Annotated in this window: 19 protein-coding genes and 1 tRNA gene; 14 read left to right on the top strand and 6 right to left on the bottom strand. The window is 46.8% G+C overall.

All coding sequences use genetic code 11. The features are described 5' to 3' along the window. Positions 1 to 60: 60 nt before the first annotated feature. A complete protein-coding gene (locus H0G69_RS07905; RefSeq protein WP_180304634.1) occupies positions 61 to 1,497 on the bottom strand; it encodes an MFS transporter in 1,437 nt (478 codons plus the stop codon). A 327-nt stretch (positions 1,498 to 1,824) separates the two neighbouring features. Then, entirely contained in the window at positions 1,825 to 2,184 is a 360-nt protein-coding gene (locus tag H0G69_RS07900; protein WP_180304633.1) for a HesB/YadR/YfhF family protein, read from the bottom strand. Positions 2,185 to 2,507: 323 nt separating this feature from the next. On the opposite strand from H0G69_RS07900, the gene H0G69_RS07895 reads away from it, so the two are divergent. After that, positions 2,508 to 4,031, top strand: a complete 1,524-nt coding sequence (locus H0G69_RS07895; protein WP_180304632.1) for a glutamate--cysteine ligase — start codon at positions 2,508 to 2,510, stop codon at positions 4,029 to 4,031. Positions 4,032 to 4,123: 92 nt separating this feature from the next. Next, positions 4,124 to 5,050: a lactate/malate family dehydrogenase gene (locus H0G69_RS07890; protein ID WP_180304631.1), complete on the top strand. Its 927-nt coding sequence runs from the start codon at positions 4,124 to 4,126 to the stop codon at positions 5,048 to 5,050. Between the two features lie 224 nt (positions 5,051 to 5,274). Here the strand turns inward: H0G69_RS07890 and H0G69_RS07885 are convergent, their stop codons facing one another. Continuing rightward, entirely contained in the window at positions 5,275 to 5,844 is a 570-nt protein-coding gene (locus H0G69_RS07885; RefSeq protein ID WP_180304630.1) for an LOG family protein, read from the bottom strand. 413 nt (positions 5,845 to 6,257) lie between these two features. Continuing rightward, a complete protein-coding gene (locus H0G69_RS07880) occupies positions 6,258 to 6,626 on the bottom strand; it encodes a DUF4828 domain-containing protein (protein ID WP_006499909.1) in 369 nt (122 codons plus the stop codon). A gap of 158 nt (positions 6,627 to 6,784) precedes the next feature. Between H0G69_RS07880 and H0G69_RS07875 the strand changes: the two genes are divergently transcribed. The 3 genes from H0G69_RS07875 (at position 6,785) to H0G69_RS07865 (ending at position 9,404) form a co-directional block, all read left to right on the top strand. After that, on the top strand, positions 6,785 to 7,795 hold the full coding sequence (locus tag H0G69_RS07875) for a Gfo/Idh/MocA family protein (RefSeq protein WP_033934960.1): 1,011 nt from the start codon (positions 6,785 to 6,787) through the stop codon (positions 7,793 to 7,795). Between the two features lie 34 nt (positions 7,796 to 7,829). Further along, complete coding sequence (locus H0G69_RS07870; RefSeq protein WP_180304629.1) at positions 7,830 to 9,155, top strand: DEAD/DEAH box helicase; 1,326 nt, start codon at positions 7,830 to 7,832, stop codon at positions 9,153 to 9,155. Positions 9,156 to 9,331: 176 nt separating this feature from the next. Continuing rightward, positions 9,332 to 9,404, top strand: a tRNA-Arg gene (locus H0G69_RS07865). A gap of 873 nt (positions 9,405 to 10,277) precedes the next feature. On the opposite strand, the gene H0G69_RS07860 is transcribed toward H0G69_RS07865, so the two are convergent. Both H0G69_RS07860 and H0G69_RS07855 read right to left on the bottom strand, forming a co-directional pair. Continuing rightward, positions 10,278 to 10,712, bottom strand: coding sequence for a GtrA family protein (locus H0G69_RS07860; protein WP_006499906.1), 435 nt, complete (start codon positions 10,710 to 10,712; stop codon positions 10,278 to 10,280). Then, entirely contained in the window at positions 10,712 to 11,164 is a 453-nt protein-coding gene (locus tag H0G69_RS07855; RefSeq protein ID WP_033934958.1) for a flavodoxin, read from the bottom strand. The genes H0G69_RS07860 and H0G69_RS07855 overlap by 1 nt, the downstream gene beginning before the upstream one ends. Before the next feature lie 130 nt (positions 11,165 to 11,294). On the opposite strand from H0G69_RS07855, the gene map reads away from it, so the two are divergent. The 9 genes from map (at position 11,295) to rfbB (ending at position 21,437) form a co-directional block, all read left to right on the top strand. After that, positions 11,295 to 12,152: a type I methionyl aminopeptidase gene (map, locus tag H0G69_RS07850; protein WP_033934957.1), complete on the top strand. Its 858-nt coding sequence runs from the start codon at positions 11,295 to 11,297 to the stop codon at positions 12,150 to 12,152. 88 nt (positions 12,153 to 12,240) lie between these two features. Next, the gene (locus H0G69_RS07845) at positions 12,241 to 15,210 is read left to right on the top strand and encodes an LTA synthase family protein (protein ID WP_180304628.1); all 2,970 of its coding nucleotides are present in this window, start codon (positions 12,241 to 12,243) and stop codon (positions 15,208 to 15,210) included. 158 nt (positions 15,211 to 15,368) lie between these two features. After that, positions 15,369 to 16,289 carry a YihY/virulence factor BrkB family protein gene (locus H0G69_RS07840; protein ID WP_056968661.1) on the top strand — a complete coding sequence of 307 codons (921 nt, stop codon included), beginning with the start codon at positions 15,369 to 15,371 and terminating at the stop codon, positions 16,287 to 16,289. 82 nt (positions 16,290 to 16,371) lie between these two features. Next, complete coding sequence (gene recX / locus H0G69_RS07835) at positions 16,372 to 17,172, top strand: recombination regulator RecX (protein WP_180304627.1); 801 nt, start codon at positions 16,372 to 16,374, stop codon at positions 17,170 to 17,172. 154 nt (positions 17,173 to 17,326) lie between these two features. Next, positions 17,327 to 17,974: a sugar transferase gene (locus tag H0G69_RS07830; RefSeq protein WP_205311112.1), complete on the top strand. Its 648-nt coding sequence runs from the start codon at positions 17,327 to 17,329 to the stop codon at positions 17,972 to 17,974. Positions 17,975 to 17,991: 17 nt separating this feature from the next. Beyond that, complete coding sequence (locus H0G69_RS07825; RefSeq protein WP_033934954.1) at positions 17,992 to 18,762, top strand: DUF4422 domain-containing protein; 771 nt, start codon at positions 17,992 to 17,994, stop codon at positions 18,760 to 18,762. A gap of 160 nt (positions 18,763 to 18,922) precedes the next feature. Further along, entirely contained in the window at positions 18,923 to 19,792 is an 870-nt protein-coding gene (gene rfbA, locus H0G69_RS07820; RefSeq protein ID WP_180304625.1) for a glucose-1-phosphate thymidylyltransferase RfbA, read from the top strand. A gap of 11 nt (positions 19,793 to 19,803) precedes the next feature. Beyond that, positions 19,804 to 20,385, top strand: a complete 582-nt coding sequence (gene rfbC, locus H0G69_RS07815) for a dTDP-4-dehydrorhamnose 3,5-epimerase (protein WP_006499898.1) — start codon at positions 19,804 to 19,806, stop codon at positions 20,383 to 20,385. Between the two features lie 11 nt (positions 20,386 to 20,396). Then, entirely contained in the window at positions 20,397 to 21,437 is a 1,041-nt protein-coding gene (gene rfbB, locus H0G69_RS07810) for a dTDP-glucose 4,6-dehydratase (RefSeq protein WP_006499897.1), read from the top strand. The last annotated feature ends 72 nt before the right edge of the window (positions 21,438 to 21,509 follow it).

The raw sequence follows: 21,509 nt of genomic DNA, 5'->3' as shown, positions 1-21,509 counted from the left end.
AATATATGAAAATAGCGCTATAGCAGATGTAAGACTTGCTATAGCGCTATTTGTCTTATTTTACTTATCTTGGTCAAGCAGCTCGAATGAATGCTTTTCCTTACCGATCTGCTTCCAGATATCAACGATCAAAACGTCCATAATCAAGGCGCCAATGATAAACAAAACATATGAATACTTGGTCCCCATGGCAGTCTGAACAATGGTGCTTTGGTGAGGCATCTGCGCAGCAGTGATTGCCAGAATCGTGGAGACACAGGCGGTTCCGATTGAGCCGGCATACTGCTGCAGTGTACTGAACAAGGCATTGCCGTCACCAACCAGCTGCGGTTTTAGATGCTGCAGTCCATAGGTCATGACGTTGTTGAATAAGAAGCCGAAACCGACCATGTAGACTGCGTAAAAGATCGTCAACGACCACATTGAGAGATGGCTGCTGAATGCATACATCAAGATCACGGCCAGGTTGGTAAAAAGCGCGCCAAAGATCAGCGGCTTCTTGATTCCTGATTGATCCAGCAGGCGGCCAGTCAGCGGTAGCAGGACAGCTGAGATCAGTGCCCCGAGCAAGAGCATCAGACCAGCGACAAAAGAATTCTGGTGCAGCGTTAATTGAGCACAGTTTGGCAAAAGGAACGTCATCCCGATTTGAATGAATTGAACCATGAAATAAAGCAATAGACATGGCAGATAGATCGGGTCAGCAAAGACATTGGTATTGACCAGCGGGTGTTTGCGATGCGAGGTCAGGTAGCCGAACATAATCAAGGCAGCCAGCGCGACAATGACGTTTCCGTAAAAGGCCGGTGAGCCAAAGCCGCTGGTACCAACGCTGTTTAGCCCCATTTCCAGGCAGATGAAGCCAATGGCAACCAGCAGATACTGCAGAAACTGGAAATGGATGGTGGTTGGTTGATCGATCTGCTGAATGTTGGCAATCCCGATCAGGCCAAAAATGATCCCAATTGGCAGGACAATCCAAAAAATCACGCGCCAGTTGATGAATTGATTAACCAGGCCGCCATAAGTTGGTCCTAAAGAAGGTGCCAGCCCGATTACCATTCCACCCAAGCCGGCGTAGGTTCCCTGCATGGCAAATGGAATCTGCTGCATAATGACGAAAAACAGCAGCGGCATTGCCAGCCCAGTGCTGATCCCTTGAATCAAACGGCCTAACAACAGCATCCACAGCTGAGGCGCCAGGGCACAAAGCAGACCGCCAGTGATAAATGCCAGACTAGATGCAACAATCAAGCCGTGCAGTTTAAAGCGACGCTGCAGAAAGGCTGCCAAGACAACGGTTAGAGCGACGGTCAGCAGATAGCCAGTTGTGACCCATTGAACGGCATTTAGACTTTGGTGAAAATCACGCATCAAAGTTGGAAACGTAACATTCATTGAGGTTTCAACCAAGACACCGCAAAATGCCAGGCCAGCAATGCCAATAATTGACAGATTGGTTTTCTTGGTAACCTGATGTTCGTTCGTTTGCTCCATAAAAATCAAATTCCCCTTTCTCAAATAAAAAAACTGACACTGGGAAGGCAAAAATGCTTTTCCTAGTGTCAGTCTGACTTACGGATATACAAGCGAAAGTTATATCTTAACTATACCACTTTCGAAAATTTTTCGTAAATTAAAAAATCATGATAATTAGGATTCAAAACGGTCAAATGTCTTGCCTAAGCAGGTTATGAGTGAATGGGACATAACGCCTGGCTGGATTGACAATAACCTCGTAAAGATTTGCTAGACGTGTCGCTCAAACACGCTGATCGGATCTTGAACGGCAAATATTGTGGGACGATTTCAAACAGTCGTTGCCTAGCAGCGTTGGGAGGCTCCGGTTGTCGCGTCCAGTCTTGAGCCATCATTCGGGGTAAAGTGCATCAATGGGCCATCAATCTGCGCGTCATAGTCGATCGCGACGTCCAGACCATTGAAAAACCAGTAGTCAAAGGCTTGAATATAGTAATGAATACCATCGACAACCTGATCGACGACGGGGTCAACGGGATGATCACAGCGACCGATGCCTTGTGAAAAACCTTGATGGGCATTGGTTTCGCCATAGCCTTTGCCAAACAGTTTGATGCCGTTGCCAGGCTTAAGATGCATTTCGGTTTGAAACCATTTGCTGGCTTGCGGGGTCATGGTAATCTTGGTTAATTTCTTTTCAGTCATAAGAAAACGCCTTCCTTAAAATATTTGCCTTTAGCCTAACATGATATCGACGGTTTGTCGCCTGGCTTGCTTGTTAACTAGTAAATTTGGTTAAAAAGTTGGTTGCTTGGATTTTACAGCAGTAATTTTTTAATAACCGACCCCATTTTTTTAAAGTTTTGCTAAAATAGGGTGTTGAAGAAACAACCACCGAGATCTGCATTCCTGAACAGGCGGCTGATCTTTTTTGATTGCGTGCTATTTTAATTCCACTGACTGGCAGCGCGCGATCGATGTCTAAGTGATGAGTCAGCATCAAGACATTGGTTGAAGGGGGAAAAATTATGGCTGAAAAACAAGCCAAACTATTCAAGCTGCTGAGTGAAGGGACATTAAACGAATGGATGTTTAACGCCAGCTTTGGTCTGCGTCTCGAGGAACACCGGATTTTAACGAATGGCCGGGCCAGTCGTTATGAATATCCCAAGAACCTCAGCTCACGCAAAACTAATCCATATCTTTTGAGTGGCTTTTCTGATAATCTGATGGAATTTACCACGCCGATCGTCGGAGGGAGCAAGGCCACTTGTCAGCAGTTAAAGGTCTTAGAACAGATCGTTGACAGTCAGCTGCATGAAGACGAACGGATCTGGCCATTGAGTCTGGCACCAGCGCCGGAGTATCAGCACGATCTGGAATTTGTCGGCAACAATTGCTCACAGCCATGGAACAAGGAATACACCAACTACCTGCGCGAAAAATATGGCATTAAGCGGATGATACTAGGGGGCGCGCACATTGGCTTTAACCTGGACCAGGAGCTGCTTGACGCATTATACGATCAAAGCTTTAAGGATGATTTTGCTACTCAGGCTGATTTCCAAAACGCGGTCTACTTTAAGATGGCCCAGTGCTTCTGTCTATGGCGGTGGCTGTTTACCTATCTGTATGGTGCCAGTCCGGTTTCAGAAGCCGTTGAACACGATATGCCAGAACACATTAACCTACCAGTGCGCAGTTTCCGTAACAGCACCTATGGCTATGACAATCTGCCAGATGAGCGGCCTAGTTATGAAAGCCTGGACAGTTTTGTTGATCAGGTCTCGAAATTTTTGGAAGATGGCACTTACTATGGTCCGCAAGAATTCTTTGGTCCGGTTCGGCTGCACGGTAAGCATGATGATGACAGTCTGCGCCAGATCGTTAAGGACGGCATTCAATTCATCAGTTTTCGTTCGTTTGATCTGGATCCATTTGCTAAAGGCGGGATCAGTGAAGATACGCTGAATTTCTTAGAGCTGTTAATGATCTACACGTTGGTTTCGCCAATGCCGGAAAATCTTAGTGAAAAACTGGACCAGGCAATTGAGCGCAACAATGAGGTCGCTTTGCAGGCACCAGATGAACAAACCGACTGGATGCGCAATGAGGCTATGGATTTGATTGAGCGCTTGAGTCAATTCTGCGATCAATTTAATGCACCGCGCGAATACAAGCTGGCCTTGAGCTTCGTTAAGCGGCGGGTAGAAGATCCAACGCTGACGATCGGTGGCCAGGTAGCGGAAAAACTGGCGAAGGGCGACCTGTTGAGTTTCGGCCTCAAGATTGCCAATGATCGCTATACCAGTTTCGTACGCTCGCCACATCCATTGCAGGCGCTGGCTGGCCAGTATTCCGACAGTGTTCAAAAATTGATTAAGATTGCCATCATGAGCGGGGTCCACGTTGATTTTGAAAATCCCTTAAAGCTCAGTGTCGGCAATCGGGTTGAGACTTTTGACGCGCAGGCTGATCTTGATCTTTCCCGCGGTGCTTTGGATTACTTGTTGAATCTGTTCCCAGAATTAGAAGGCAATTTGGCTGAATAGCAAAAAAACGATTGGGAGGCGCGCCCTGTATGGGAAGCGCCTTTTTGTCATGGTGGCTGTATTGATTCTTAATGATGAAAGGACGATGGATTTTGCGTAAGCTTGGAATTATTGGACTTGGCAATGTTGGCGCGCTGCTGGCCAATTTGCTGGTGGCACGGCAGATTGTTGATGAGCTGGTTTTGATTGACACCAACAGTGATCTGGCAGTCGGGTTGCAAAATGATCTGCTTGATGGTATGTCGGCACTGGCAGTTCAGCCAACGATTAAAGTACAGGATTACGCGGCGCTCAAGGATGCAGATGCCGTTGTCTTGGCAATTGGTAATGCGGAATTGTTAAAAGAGCAACGATTTGCCGAATTGACCGATGTCGGGAAGATGATGCGCCAGATTGCACCGCAGATCAAGCAGAGCGGCTTTAGCGGGGTACTGCTCAACCTGGCTAATCCCAACGAGGCAGCCACGGCCTATCTGCAATATTTAACGGAACTGCCGCGGCCAAAAGTAATCGGGCTGGGAACGGTTCTGGATACCGCGCGCCTGCATCGAGCAATCGCCGATCAGGTCCATGTCGCGCCCAGTGCGGTGACTGGCTTTGTCTATGGTCAGCATGATGGTGAGGCCGTGCCAATCTGGTCAACGTTTCGCATCAATGGCCAACCATTGGAAAAGCCGGTAATGGGACAAAAAATCGATCCGCACCAAAGCGAGATTCAGGCTAAACTGAATGGCTGGTATGCAATCAAAGGTCAAGGCCAAGACGTCAGTGGGATGGCATTATGGACGATGCGGATTTTGCAGGCAGTCTTGTCAGATGAACAGGTCAGTTTTCCCGTGGCGCTTTATCAGCCGCAGTATCAAAGTTATCTGAGTTTTGCCGCGCAGCTTGGTCGACAGGGCGTTGGCAACTATACGCTTTTGCCATTGCGGCCATTGGAGGAAGATCAGCTCAAAGTCGCGGCCCAAAACATTCAAGATCAGCTGAACGTCCTGCTGGAACTGCCAACTGAAGACTAGGTTAGGGCGTTTCGTTAATACGGGCATAAAGTCAGGCTGTCGCTTTTGCTGATGAAAATCGATCCAGTATTTTAGCTGGTCGCATCAATCAAAAAAGATCATCACGGTCGCGTTAGGCTCGGGATGATCTTTTTAGTTTGCAGGCATAATTGAAGATTGGCGCAGACAGTAAATACGCATACTGGCGTGGTTGTTTGAGGTGAGTTTGCCAGAGTGTGTCTAATTTAGCGGTACTGTCGGCGAGCTGGTGCATGGTAATGGTTCATAAACTTCATCAAGTCGTCAAATGAATGGGCGAAATGGATCGCGTCCAGGTATGACTGTTCCAAAAAGCCAGTGTCGTGCATGCGTCGCAACATATTACGTAGGGGGTCATAAAAACCGTTGACGTTATAAAGCGCGGTTGGTTTAGCGTTATCGCCTAAGGACATCCATGAAAAGGCCTCGCTGATTTCTTCCAACGTGCCGATTCCACCGGGCAGCGCCACCAGTCCGTCCGCAAGATCCATCATCAAGTCCTTGCGCACGTCCATGTTAGAAACGATTTTAAGATCCTCAACGCGATCCAGTGCGGTTTGGCGTTCGTATAGCTGTCTGGTGATGACGCCATGGACTTTGCCACCATTATCCAGTACGGCATTGGCAATCACGCCCATGGTTCCGTATTTGCCACCGCCATAGACCAGTTCAATGCCATTTTGCGCCATCTTTTTGCTAAACGCCGCGGCCCTTGCTTGGTAGATGGGATCATTGCCTAGATGCGCGCCACAGTAAACGGCTAAACTCTTAATCATCAAATCGCTTCTTTCCATTTGGTTTTACCTTAATTGTAAACCGATTGATCCTTTGCGGCTTATGTTTTATCAAGGATGAGAATCGGTCAGCAGTTTTAACTGCATCGCACCGGTTGTCGACGAACAGACACTGGTGGAAACAACTGCTTTGAGGACTCCTTATCATGTGTCGAACACTCGTCAGCCACATTTGCCATTAAAATCGCCACAGCCTTTGGAAAATCAGGAGGCCCACCGAACTCATCTGTACCATCAAACCAGCTTAAGTTAAATCGTTCCAAACTTATTTCAATGGCGACCCGCAAACCAATCTCAAATAATCTAACCAGTGCCATCGCTAAGACTGAAGGCAATAAAAAAACGGCGTCCGTCGCGGAACGTCGTGAATGTGAATGAGTCATAACGTAATTAAATTAATTATTGCACGGTTGAATATAGTATACTTGGTCATCGGCTTCATCGATCAGCTTGGCGGGGCGCTGTTCATTGGCTTGGATCGTAATGTGGTAGCCAAACTTGTCCAAGTAGACGAGCTGTTCGGCGCTGACCTGCTGAACGGTAGCCGGAATCAATTGGTTGTCGATTCCCAGCTTGAGTTCTGGTGAGATCGTAATAATGTGCGAACGGTCACGCTCTTCATCATAGTATTTCCAGGTACCGGCATAGAAAACGGGCAAGGCCGCGACGGGATGATTCTGTTTCTTAGATCGGCTGAAACCAAACGAACTGGTGATTCCAGCCATTAGTCCCGCACCGAAAAGCAACATTCCTTTTTTCTTCATTCTGCTCAATCCCCTTCAATTTAACTTGATTTTTCATTTGATCATAAATTTACGATTTTAATTATACACAGCTTTGTGTTATAGAAAGATTTCATTTCTGTTAAAAACTGAAAATAATTGTTAGAATGAAACGTAGCAATTGTAAAGGAGTGATCGAATTGCTAAAATTGGGGATTATTGGAACTAACATTATTACTGATCAAATGCTTGACGCGGCTAAAACCACGGGCAAGTACGAACTGACGGCGGTTTACTCGCGAACTGAGGAACATGCTGAAAAGTTCGGCAAGCCATATGGAGCCACGCAGTTTTTTGACAGTTTGGAAGATTTCTTTGATGAAGGCGACTTTGACGTGGTCTACGTTGCCTCACCAAACAGCCTGCACTATGAACAGGTTCGCTTAGCAATCGAAAATGACAAATTCGTAATTGTTGAAAAGCCTGCCTTTGTCAACCCAAACGAATTTGAGGGCATTGAATCGCTTTTGGCAGCCCACCCAAAGGCCCGTGTCGTTGAAGCTGCTCGTCACATTCACACGGGTCTTTTCCATGCGGCTGAAGAACAACTCAAGCAGATGCCGGTTATTCAAGGTGCCAACATTACGGTAATGAAGTATTCTTCTCGCTATGACAAGGTAATTGCCGGCGACAAGCCATATCCAAACATCTTCACGGCTGAATTTGCCGGTGGGGCATTGATGGACCTGGGTGTTTACGCTGTTTATGGTGCCGTTACTCTGTTTGGCGTTCCGGACAGTGTCGTGCTGTTCCCAACGATGGTCGCAAGCGGTGTTGATGGGATGGACACCGCCATTTTGAAGTATGACAAGTTTGCCGTAACGCTGAACTTTGGTAAGACGGCCAACTCGCATCTGGTTTCTGAAGTGTACGGTCTTAAGGATACGCTGGTCTTTGACTCAATCTTTGACACGACCAAAGTAACCTACTATGACAGTGAAAAGCAGGCCCACCCACTGGAAGCCAAATTTTATGAAAACTCAATGGTTGATGAGCTTAACGATTTTGCTGATCTGTTCAATGATCCGGAAAATCCAGAACAACAGGCTAAATATCGTCGCTGGTTCGATCTGGCGCGCAAGGTCAACACGGTAATGTATGATCTGCGTCGCTCGGCTGAATTGACTTTCCCAGCTGACGATAATCGCTAGACATCAACTGACTAAATTAAAGGATGGATATCTGTTGATCGAACAATTTCAACAACTTTTTGATGAAAAAGGTTTCCAGCAGCCAACGCAGATTCAGACCGCGGTTGCTGAAACCCTAGCTTCTGGAAAATCAGTCTTAGGAATCGCGCCAACTGGTTCTGGTAAGACGCTGGCCTTTGCCTGGCCGCTTTTGCCTAAAGTTGAGCCCGGTGCCGGCGTTCAGATTTTGATTTTGGAACCATCGCAGGAACTGGCAATTCAAACGACGGCAGTTTTACGCGAATGGGCCAATCTGATCGGGGTCAAGGTGCGCTCGCTGACTGGTGGCGCCAATCTGCGGCGGCAAGTGGCAATGCTTAAAAAACAGCACCCAGATGTCGTAGTCGGGACGCCGGGACGCGTGCTGCATATGCTGGACAATCGCGATTTGAGGCTTGACCGGCTGAAGACGCTGGTGATTGATGAAGCCGATGATCTGTTGCGCGATGATACGCAGGCGGTGGTCGAAGATATTGAACGCGCCACACCGCTCAACGCGCAATTGGCCTTTTTCTCGGCAACGAGTTCGGCAGCCTTTGATCAGCTCAGCGTCATGTTTGGCCGCGACATCATCACTTATGACGTTCGTGAAACGGATCAAAGCCGTGGACCGGTTCGGCATGGCTTGGTCTATGCACGAACGATGAGTCAAAAAACGGCAATGCTTAATCGGTTGAGTCACACCAAGGATTTTCGGGCGTTGGTCTTCTTTGACAGTATCAAGACGCTGCACTACGCGGCCAGTCGCTTGAAGCATGAGCACGTCGCTTCGGCAACTCTAGGCGGCAAGCAGCGGCAAACAGAACGTGAAACGGCACTGCGTCAATTCCGCAAGCGTCAGTTAAAGCTGCTTTTGACCACTGATGTCGCCGCGCGGGGGTTGGACATTCCCAAACTGCCAGCCGTGATCAATTTCGAACTGCCTACCACTGTCGATCAGTACGTGCATCGAACTGGCCGAACGGGACGGCAGGGGGAGCCCGGCTTGGTAATCAACCTGGGCAGTGATCATGATTTTCGTGATCTGAAAAAGCTGCTGGCCGATACCGACTATCAGTTTACGGAATTGACTGTTGGTGAAAAAGCCGTCACCGATGAAAAACCGGCCGATGGAGCAGCCAAAATGCCGGTGCGTAAAGAAGCCAGCCGTGCGATTCAAAAAGAACAGCGGGAAAGCAAGCGTGAGGTTAAAAAGAGCATTCACAATACGCTGGATGGCTTTTCGATGCCGGCTAAGCGCAAAAACCGCAAGAAGAATCGCAAAAATAAGGGAATTCGTCTCAAGCACCGTCGCATGGCGGAAAAACAATCTGATCAATAGTCTTGGCGCTGATGGATATTGATTAAGTAAGTGAAATCTCGGTTCCGCCTAGCTATCTCTGTCTGATAGGGGTGGCATCGTTTCAAATACAAGGCATGCCTGATTCAGATTCAACATTAAAGAGATATTGTTGACTTTACGATTGAACATAAATGTGCGACAATATTTCTTGTTGCGGTCCCATAGCATAATTGGATAGTGCATCCGCCTCCTAAGCGGTCGATTCCGGTTCGAATCCGGATGGGATCATTTAATTTAACTTAATGTAGTTCTTCAGCAAGTCGTCATCCTTAATTGGGTAGCGGCTTGTTTTGGTAGTAGGCTAAATTTTTCGTTAAAGCCAACCAGTGCCAGCCCATTCGCTCAGTTAATCTTGTCTTTGGTAAACTGAGCGGTCACACAACACGGCTGCCGGCAATCTCTGGCGTCATTTAATGGCCAAAGACTGAGGAATGACTTGTTTGCTGCCTGCTCCTGTACTGAAACTGGTAATGGAATTTACCAGTCGCTGCTCGTTGCCCAATTTGGAAAGTGTCGCGGATGATATTTGACGGGGACTTTGATCATGACAGGCCATGGCTCGCTGACATTTGACTGAGGTCGATGATGCTTGGCGGCGATTGAGTGACGGTTAACTATGATTCAGTGGTGTCTGATCGGCGGATTGTGAAGGGAATCAGGCGTTGACCCGTTGCGCCCTTTGAAATTACCTAGCTGTCGAGTAGATGCCCACATTTATGGAGAAGATTGCTTTTGGACCGTTGCAAGTTTTTCGATTACAACGTTTGCTTCATTTTCGGCGCATGGCAGATAAATGACCACAGCAATTTTTGAAGTCTTATCTATTTGAACAATATTTCCGTTAAATGCAGGTAATGAACGAGCTGGATTGGGGCCGCATCATAAATGAATGGACAAAAATAGCGTGATAGCAGATCTGGTAAAATCTGGGATCACGCGATGCTGTTTGGTTTAGGAGCCGAATCTTCTCTTTGGAATTCGGAATCCCGGCTTCAAAGTCAGTAAATTTAAGTTTTAGAGCTTATCTTTCGAGTCAGCGCTCTGACAATCGGGCTTAGCTTGCGGTTGCCAGTCAGATTAATCTCGTAAGTCTGGCAATACCTAGCGATTGGCGATTTTGTCGTTGGACTTAAAGATCAGCCACTTGGAAAAGATATAGTTGGCAATCACGACGACGACATTGTCCAAAATCTTAACGACCAACTGCTGGATGGCGGAGTCAAAGCCTAAAAGCGTCACCCCGACGTACATGAAGACGATATCGATCAAAAGCGTCAAGGCACGATAGAAGTAGAACTTGATAAACTCCACGATAAAAGCGCGGAACGTCGTATAGTGTGAGCCAAAGACCCAGACCTTGTTCGTTAAATAAGCGACCAGAACGGAAACAAACCAGGCAATAATGTTGGCAAGTTGGTAGTTCCAGTGAATGCCGGAACTGAGCCATTGGAACACGCCGATATTGACGATGGTTGTCACCACGCCCCAAAACAGGTAGGCAATGACGCTTTTATATTTATTCCATAATTCAGTCATTAGTCTTGAGCTGCCTTTTCTACCAACTGTTTGGCAAATGCGTCCAGCTTGGTGATATCGTCTTGATCTGGCTCCAGGTTGATGTGAACGTTGTCAGCACCCTTAACGGCACCAGTTTGTTCAAAGGCCTCGCCAAACTTGTCAACAGCCAGGCAGAAGAAGTCTTCATAAAAAGTATCGCCTGAGCCGGCCACGCCATAAACCTTGCCGCTCAGATCTTCTTCTTTTAAGTCATCGAAAAAGTCCAGGCCTTCATCAGGCAGGGCACCTTCGTCATAAGTGTATGGGCAGACGACGCAGATGTCGACGTCTTCAAAATCAGCCGCGTCGGCCATCGTCATTTCGGTTTCTTCAACTTCAACGCCTTGGTTTTCCAAAGCTTCGGTAATAATATCGGCAACGTCTTCATTGTTACCAGTAATCGTGGCATATACGACCAATGCTTTTGCCATTGTTTTTCCCTCCACGTAAATAGATTCGTAAATAAATTCGCAACGGATAGTATAACACAGAATTATTTTGCGGCCTTGAGTGATATACTAAATAAGATATTAAAATTTATAAACTAAGGAGACTTTCTGGATGATTAGTTTAAAGTCACCACGCGAAATTGAAGCGATGGAAAAGTCCGGTGCCGTTTTAGCCGGGATGCACATTGGGGTGCGCGAAATCATTCGGCCTGGCATTTCCAGCTGGGTAATTGAAGAATTTGCCCGTGAATATTTCAAAAAGGCGCATGCAATTGCCGCTCAGATTGGTTTTGAAGGCTACCAGTACGCAACCTGCATCAGCGTTAACGATGAGATCTGTCACGGTTTCCCTCGCAAGAAGCTGATTTTTAAGGATAACGATCTGGTCAAGGTTGATACGGTCGTGAACCTGGATGGCGCCTACAGTGATTCCTGCTGGTCATACGCGGTTGGCAAGGCCAGTGATGAGGTCAAGCGCTTGATGGACGTTACCTACAAGTCATTATATCTGGGGATTGATCAATGCAAGGTCGGCAACCGGATTGGGGACATTGGCGCGGCCATTCAGCACTACACGGAAGATGAGAACGGCTATGGCGACGTGCGCGAATTTGTCGGCCACGGTATTGGACCAACGATGCACGAAGATCCAATGGTGCCTCACTATGGCAAGGCGGGACAGGGAACGCGGCTGCGCAATGGAATGACCATTACCGTAGAGCCCATGATCAACACTGGTACCTGGGAAGCTGATACCAGTGATCCAAGCGGCTGGCTGGCTAAAACGGCAGATGGTGGCCTGAGCTGTCAATACGAACACTCGCTGGTAGTTACCGACAAAGGCCCTAAGATCTTGACTTCCCAAGATCCAGAAGCCGATGCCGCCTACCTGTATGATGACAACTACGCTGAATACTTGGCGCACTACGCTAAGCTGGCTAAAGAAGTTGCCAAAAAGTACATGAAATAGTCCATAAGATAATTACGCGTTACTAAAGACGTGATGCCTTGGTTTGCTGCCAAGATCCACCACGTCTTTTATTTATGATGGGTGCAAGATGAGTAGAACGTTACGAAGAACTTTAATTGGCTTAGCCAGTATTTTATTAGTGATGAATCTGTGGATGTGGGATGGTCGGCTGCCATTTGTCGGTTATCAGGAAAATAATGCCCACTTGATGATTCTGCAGCTGATTCACATTATTTTGATCGTTAGTGAACTTTTGATTTTGATGCTGCTGGGCAAGATGATGACGCGGCTGCGATTGGCTAAAGTCCGCGTCGTCAGCAGCTGGCTGTTGATGGTAACCATTGGCATCTTGGCAGTCTTGCTGGATTTGTTTTGGAAGAAAAGCTTTCAGTTCAGCAGTCTTTTAGATGCCGTCATGCCGATTACGCGCAACGCCATGCCACTGGCAACCGCTTTCGTTCTAGGGGGGATAAGCAGTCGCTGGCTGGCTGACCTCAAGTTAAATCAGCGAATGGGCCTGATTTTGGCGATTCTGCTGCTGTTTTTGACGACGACAGTTTATAATCGCGACCTTTGGGGATTGGGCAGCGGCAATACGATTTTAAGCACGCTGCTGATTTTATCATTAGGCGCGCTGACTGCCGAGTGGCGACCACAGTCAAAGCGGAGGCTGCTCTTGGCTGCTGGTGGTCTGTTGGCGGCAACCGGTGTGATGGCGATGATCATGCCTAAGATCTCAATCATACTGCATAATGACATGTCAACGGCCAGCCGGATTGCCAGTTTAAACAATTTCTGCCTGATCATCGTGGCGCTGCTGCTGAGTCTGGCTTTGAGCATGCCTGGCCGCTTGGCTGATCAGGTTGAGGGAGTGGTCAGCGATCGGCATAACGAGGCATACTGGATTATGCTGGGAACGGTGGCGATTGCCCAACAGCCGCTGCTTGAACAGCATTTTATCGGTTTGGCAGCTGGGCATTTTGAAAATCTGATTGCCAAAATGGGACTCCTGTTGGCAAGCGCAGTCATCGTTATTATCGCGGGCGTGCTGTTGCGCTGGCTTGGCAAATGGCTACTTGAACGAACCGGCTTGATGCGGCGCTTGAACAACTGGATCGCGACTCTGCCAACCAGTCTTGGTCAATGCTGGCCATGGCTTAAGCAGTGGTGGCAGCGAAACTGGAGCACGGTCCTGTTATGGGGCAGCTGTTATGTTCTGGCGGTCGTTTCATTTATATTGATGAACAGCGGTTGGCAGTTGGCCCCAAATACGGGAAGTTCGTATAATGTCTTCCTTTATACGGTTTTTGCCTGCCAAAACATGCTGCTTTTGACAACGATTCTGTACGGTTTGATCGCCAAGACGCTGCAGGCATTGTTCAATCGCTACTGGGCAGCTTTGGGAACGACCACAGCCCTGGTGATGCTGATGATCGTTGCCAACCGAATTAAGATTGCCGCTCGCAATGAGCCGATTCTGCCATCTGAGGTCAGAATGTATCAGGCATATGGCAGTCTGTTTAAGATGGTCAAGGGCTGGATCTGGGTCGTGGCTGCGATTGTGGTGCTGCTTTTGGTCATGATCGTCGTTCGCCTGGAAAAACGTTATCCCGTTGCTAAAATCAAGCTGCCGGCAAAAATCGGCTGGCTGGCCGTGACCGTGATGGCATTTGGCAGCAGTTTGTTTTGGAACAATCAAGGATCAGCAGTTAATGCCTTTATGACTGGGATGGGCGATCAGGCAATGTTTTACAATCAATTGACCGGTGCCCGCATTAATGGTCCGCTGATTCAGTTTATGAATAATCTTGACGTTAAGGTGATGAATCAGCCCAACGGATATTCAAAGGCTAAGATGGCTGCAATTGCCAAGCGCTATCAAAAAGAGGCGCGGCGGATCAATCAAACCCGGCAAAACGATCTGGCTAAACAAAACATTATCTTTAATCTAAGTGAGAGTTTTTCTGATCCGCGTCGCGTGCCAGGCATCAAGCTGGCCCATGATCCAATGCCTAACATTGAGCGATTGAAGAAAAACAACACCAGCGGCTTGATGATCAGTTCGGGCTATGGCGGCGGGACGGCCAATATGGAATACATGACCTTGACTGGCCTGGCGCTTTGCAATTTTTCGCCAACCCTGCCAACGCCTTATACCCAGTTGGTACCGTTTCAGAATCAGGCCTGGTCGATCAACCAGCTGTTTAAAACGTCGATGGCCATTCATCCATACGTCGGCGTCTTTTACAGTCGGATCGCGGTCTATCAGAAGTTCGGTTTTGATCGCTTTATGTACCTGGGCAGCAAGTATTCGATTAAGCATCAGTCCCGAATTGGCCGCAGTCAGTATCTTTCGGACGCGACCTCATATGCCAATACGCTGGATCAGCTAAAGCGCGGCGGCAATGGCTTGTTTGTCAATCTTGTAACGATGCAGAATCATTTTCCTTATGATCAGCATTATTACGATGGCGCTGACTATTATCATGCCAGTGCCAAAAACGGGACATCGACCGACCAAGTAGAGCAGTTTGCAATGGGCGTTCACTATACCGATCAAGCAGTCGCCAAGTTCATTAAGCAGATTGATCGGTTGAATAAGCCCGTCACGGTAGTCTTTTATGGCGATCATCTGCCTGGCATCTACCAAAACGACATGGCTAAGGATGGATTAAAGATGCATGAGACCGACTACTTTATCTACTCCAACCGCGCCGCTAGAAAACAGGGCGCCAAGAATCTGACCAAGAGTACCGGCTATGTCGTGCCAAACGACTTTATTGCCATGGCCGCGGCCCAGACCAACTCAAAGGTGACGCCTTATCTGGCATTATTGACGGATGTCTGGCAAAAACTGCCGGCTGCCGCGATGGATACCAGTCAAAGTACTACCAATACTTATAATTCCACCGCGCAGTTTATCAACCAGCAAGGAAAAGTCGTTGCCAAAGCCAAGCTGACTAAAAAACAACGGCAGCTCTGGCACGACTATCAGTTGGTTCAATACGATTTGACGACTGGTCATCAGTACCTGTTGAAAAATGGTATGATGAAATAGTTAGACAATACCCGCGTAAACCGGGTGAACGCACGCTCCTCAAGATAAGAGGGGCGTTTTTATTTCGTGATATAATATTTTTTGATATTGCATTGTCGCTCCGTGCTGATAATCTGATAAAATTAAAAACATTATTTCTGAGATAAGGCAGGTTAACCATGGACAAAAAGCCGAATAAAATAAAAAATTTCGTGCTGCTTTTTATTAAGCATTTCACCATGGCACAGGTTTCAGCGTCAGCGGCGGTCTTGGCCTACTACTCGCTGCTGTCGGTTTTTCCGGCGATCATCGTGGTCGGTAACCTGCTGCCAATGTTGGGGCTGAATGCCAAAACCGTCTTGGACTATCTGCAGACGGCGATTCCAGAATCAGTGTATGACTTTTTAAGACCGATCATCTATGACTTCCTGCAGCATGGGAACGGCGGCACATTGACTTTGGGTGCGATCGTGGCATTATGGTCCACCAGCTTGGGAATCGCGGCTTTTCAGCGCAGCGTCAATCATGCCTATGGGGTCGCGGAAAACCAAAATCCGATCATCAACCGTGCCGTGTCGTTTCTTTGGATGCTGGTCATCTTACTTATCGTGACGACGCTGGTGATTTTATATGGGCTTGGCGAACAGACCTTGAGCAGCCTGCAGCCGATCTTGGGTTTTAGTACCAAATACGTCACGTTCTTTAGGTCGATCAAGTGGCCGGTTACTTTCTGGGCGCTGTTTGTGTTCTTAACGCTGCTGTATTATTTTGTTCCCAACGCTTTGGTCAAGCTGCGCTACGTGATTCCGGGTGCCTTGATTGCGGATCTTTTATGGATGGGACTTTCCCGGGTCTTTTCCTATTACACGATGATTTTTGCCCATAACATTACGTCTTATAAAACGATTGGGGCGTTTATCGTGCTGATGATCTGGCTGGATCTGTCCGGGATGGTGATCATGATCGGGGCCACCATCAATGCCACGCTGCAGGATGCCCATGACGGCGAGATCAAGGAAAAGAAGCATCTTTGGCAGTACGTGCGCAAGATGCGGCATCGCGAGTTTAACGACCGCTACCATTATGATGAGCATAAATAAAAATAAAAACGCCAGGGAAGGATCTGCTGGCGCTTTGAACAGTTGGACTTATATTTGGTTAAAGTGAGGAAGTTTTTAAGAAATGGCGAAAATTTCAAAAATTGAAGCACAAAAACGTCCTGGCCGCTATAATATCTATCTTGATGGCAAGTATGCGTTTGCCGTAGCTGAAAGCGTCTTGATCAAGTACCGGCTCATGAAGGGGATGGAACTCGATCAAGCACAGCTGGCCCAGATTTCTAATGATGATGAGATTGCCAAGACCTATAATAAAATGCTGGACTATCTGGCTCACCAGCTGCGAACGGAACATGACGTCTATGAGAAGATGCGTCAGCTCAAGACCCCGGCTGAAGATATTGAACCGGTGATGCAAAAGCTGCGCGGGCTCCATCTTTTAGATGATCACGAGTACGCGGCCAGCTACGTACGCACGGTGATGAATACTGAACTGAAAGGGCCCCAGGTGATTCGGCAGAAACTGCGGCAAAAGCAGATCGGCGAATTGGATATCGACAGTGCCCTGGCGCAGTTCACCCCGGAGCGGCAGCTGGAGAACGCGACCAAGCTGGCCAAAAAGCTGTTTAAACGCTATGGCAAGCTGCCGGCGCGTCGCCAAGCTGAAAAGGTGCGGCAGGGATTGGCAACGAATGGATATGCGGCTGATCTGTTCAATGAGATCAAGGACACTGTGACGCCGCAGCCTGATCTTGAGCAGGAAGACGAACTGTTGGCCAAAGAAGCGGCAAAGGCTTGGCGGCGCTATGAAAAACGCGCGCCGACGGATTATGAAAGACGGCTTAAAGTTAAGCAGGCTCTGTATCGAAAGGGTTTTGACCTGGATGAGATTGAACATTGGCTGAATGAGCATGAGAACGCTTGAAAACGGCAGTAGTTTTAAAATGTCTTTTTAAATTCATAATTTACTGGTATTATGTAGAAAGTATTGTTTTGATAAGGAATTGCTTTCAAAAATCTTAACTAGAGTTTTAAGTGATATTATGCAAAATCAAATTGAAGAAACAGAGTCAACGGAAATCATGGAAAAAAGTCAAATAAAAAAACAATCACTGACCTATCTTTTCTTTAAGCGATTGACCGACATCGTTTTGTCGCTGCTCGCTTTGATTTGTTTTAGTCCAGTGTTTTTAGGCGTTTGGATTGCCAACCGCTTTGGCGACAATAAGGGACCGCTGTTTTTTAAGCAGACCCGAATCGGTAAAAACGGCAAGCCTTTTAAAATGTACAAGTTTCGCTCAATGATCGTTAATGCTGACGAGATCCTGCATTCCAACATCCAGCTTTATGAAAAATACGTTGAAAACAACTATAAGCTTGAGCCAGATGAGGACCCACGCATTACCAAACTGGGACGCTGGCTGCGGCGGACTTCGATTGACGAGATCCCACAGTTCATCAACATCTTAAAGGGTGACATGAGCATTGTCGGACCACGGCCAGTCGTTAAAGAAGAACTCAAGGAATATGGCGATCGCGTCGATAAGTTCCTGTCGGTCAAGCCGGGTGCCATGGGACTTTGGCAGGCTAGCGGCCGCAGCAATATCGGCTATCCCGAGCGTTGTGATCTGGAATTAAGCTATGTTGATCATGCGTCATATTGGTATGATGTAAAGATTATGTTTAAGAATATTATCAGCATCTTTAAAAATACTGGTGCTTACTGAGTCGGAGGGAAAGATTAGTGAACATTAAAGTCTTAGTAGCGGTGCACAAAAACTACGCAATGCCTAGTGATCCAATGTATCTGCCGGTATTTGTCGGCAAGGATCTGCATCCAGACGTTAACGATACTTTCCAAGGCGACAATACTGGTGACAATATCTCTAAGAAGAACGCGCACTATAACGAACTGACCGCGCTTTACTGGGGCTGGAAAAACCTGCCAGATGTTGATGCACTGGGCCTGGTTCACTATCGTCGCTACTTCTCTTTGCATCATGACAAGGATTTAAGCAAGGTCTTGAGTACGGCTGAAGCGGAGAATCTGTTAAAGGATTATGACGTTGTTTTGCCAAAGCAGCGCAACTACTTTATTGAGACCAACGAATCGCACTACCTGCACGTTCATGAACATGAGCCGCTGGAAGTTACGCGCGAGGTTATCAACAAAAAGTATCCTGCCTATGCCAAATCATTTGAAACCGTAATGAAGCGGACCAAGGCACACTATTTCAACATGATGATTATGAAAAAACAGCCGCTCGATGAGTACTGCACTTGGCTGTTTGACGTCTTAGGCGAAGTAGAAAAGCGTATCGACTATTCCAACTACACGCCATATGAGCAGCGGGTCTTTGGATTTTTGAGTGAATTGCTGTTGGACACCTGGCTGGGATGCCATCCAGAGTATCGGACGGTTGACGTTAACTATGTCTTTATGGAAAAGCAGAACTGGCTGCTAAAAGGCGGTAAGTTCTTGAAACGTAAAATCATGGGACATGGTGAACACTAATAATATCAATTAAAAATAATACATGTATAGCCAATTTTAAATTGATGATTTAAGATAAGAATTGTTATGAGTTTGGTTTACAAACGAATTAAGTGTACTAAATATGTTAAAATAACACTTGATTTAACTTAATTATATTAGTTTGGAGGCTGTCTGTATTATGAAAGGAATTATACTTGCTGGTGGATCTGGTACACGCTTGTATCCGATTACACGTGGTATTTCCAAACAATTAATTCCGGTTTATGATAAGCCAATGATTTATTATCCCCTCTCAACTTTGATGTTATCTGGGATTCGTGATGTCTTAATAATCTCTACACCTGAATATATGCCATTATTCCAAAAGTTATTGGGAGATGGTTCTGAACTTGGAATGAATTTTAGTTATAAAGTTCAAGAACGGCCTAATGGATTGGCGGAAGCTTTTATTCTAGGCGAGGAGTTTATTGGCAATGACAGTGTTTGCCTAATTCTTGGTGATAATATCTTTTATGGTGCCGGCTTATCGCAGTTATTACAATCTGCGGCGGCCAAGAGTGAGGGCGCAACTGTTTTTGGTTATCATGTTAACGACCCAGAACGTTTTGGCGTCGTTGAATTTGACGAGAATATGCACGCATTATCAATTGAAGAAAAACCTAAACATCCGAAGAGCAACTATGCGGTCACTGGTCTTTACTTCTATGATAATGATGTTGTTGATATTGCCAAGAATATTCAACCTTCTGCCCGAGGCGAATTGGAAATTACGGATGTAAATACTGAATATCTTCGTAATGGTAAATTAGATGTAAAGTTAATGGGGCGTGGCTATGCCTGGCTTGATACCGGTACGCATGATGCAATGTTGGAAGCATCGAATTTTATTGCAACTATTGAAAAACGCCAAAATTTAAAAGTTGCAAGCCTAGAAGAAATTGCTTATCGAATGGGGTATGTTGATGCCAATCAGCTGTACCAATTAGCTCAACCATTAAAAAAGAATGATTATGGACAGTACTTGTTACGATTATTAGATCAGAAATAAGAGGAACACTAATGGGTAAATTAAACGTTCAAACGACAAAATTACAAGACGTTAAGATTATCACGCCAGCCGTCTTTGGCGATCACCGTGGCTTCTTTGAGGAAACTTACTCTGATCGTGACTTTAAAGCTGCGGGTATTGATTTTGACTTTGTTCAGGACAACCAGTCGCTGTCCACTCAAGCCGGTGTTTTACGCGGCTTGCATTTCCAGCGTGGTCAGGCCGCGCAAACCAAACTGATCCGCGTGGTTACCGGGGCAGTTTTGGATGTCATTGTTGACCTGCGGAAGGGTTCGCCAACGTACAAGCAGTGGGAAGGCTACATTCTTTCTGCCAGCAACCATCGTCAGCTGTTGGTACCACGCGGTTTTGCGCATGGCTTCCTGACGCTGACTGACAATGTCAACTTTGTCTACAAGTGCGATAACTACTATGATGCTGAAGCTGATGGCGGGATCTCGTTTAAGACGCCTGAACTCAACATTGACTGGCCAATTGAATTTGACAAGGCGATTACTTCCGAAAAAGATGCCAAGCAGCCAACCCTGACGGAATTCGAAAAGGACAATCCGTTTGTCTACGGTGAAATCTAGGAGACGTGAGCATGACGGAATTTAAGAATATTATCGTAACGGGTGGCTGTGGCTTTATTGGCTCCAACTTCGTTCACTACGTCGTTAACAATCATCCGGAAGTAGAACACATCACGGTATTGGACAAGCTGACTTATGCCGGCAATAAGGCCAATCTGGCAGGACTGCCAACTGATCGGGTGGAACTGGTAGTCGGCGACATTTGTGACAAAGAACTGGTTGATCAGTTGGTTTCAAAAGCTGATGCCGTGGTTCACTACGCGGCTGAAAGCCATAATGACAATTCACTGCAGAATCCGGATCCATTTATTCAAACCAATATTGTCGGCACCTACACGTTGATTCAAGCTTGCCACAAATATGATGTCCGTTTCCACCATATCTCGACTGATGAGGTCTATGGTGATCTGCCATTGCGGGAAGACTTGCCTGGTCACGGTGAAGGTCCGGGTGAAAAATTTACGCCTGATTCACCATATCGTCCATCCAGCCCCTACTCATCATCCAAGGCCAGCTCTGATTTGCTGGTACGGGCATGGGTTCGTTCCTTTGGATTAAAGGCGACGATTTCCAATTGTTCAAACAACTATGGTCCTTACCAACATATTGAAAAGTTCATTCCGCGGCAGATTACCAATATCTTGAGTGGTATTCGGCCAAAGCTTTATGGCTCAGGTAAGAACGTGCGTGACTGGATTCATACCAATGATCATTCACGAGCAGTTTGGACGATTTTGACCAAGGGCAAGATTGGCGAGACTTACTTGATTGGTGCCGATGGCGAAAAGAACAATAAAGAGGTTCTGGAATTGATTCTGGAACTGATGGGTCAGCCTAAAGACGCCTATGATCACGTTAAGGACCGTCCTGGCCATGACCTGCGCTATGCGATTGATGCTACTAAGCTGCGGACAGAGCTGGGATGGGAGCCTAAGTACACGGACTTCCGTGAAGGCTTGAAGGACACGATCAAGTGGTATACCGAACACCGTGATTGGTGGGAAGCGGAAAAAGCCGCTGTGGAAGCCAAGTACGCTAAGAATGGTCAATAAATAGCTAAAATCGTCGAATTGCAAGTGATTCGGCGATTTTTTAAGATTAAGAAAGACTTGTGAGGAAATACT

The sequence above is a fragment of the Limosilactobacillus mucosae genome, from assembly GCF_013423865.1.
Classification (GTDB): Bacteria; Bacillota; Bacilli; order Lactobacillales; family Lactobacillaceae; genus Limosilactobacillus; species Limosilactobacillus mucosae.
The sequence above is the reverse complement of the archived record's forward strand: the minus strand, read 5'-3'. Positions and strand labels throughout refer to the sequence as shown.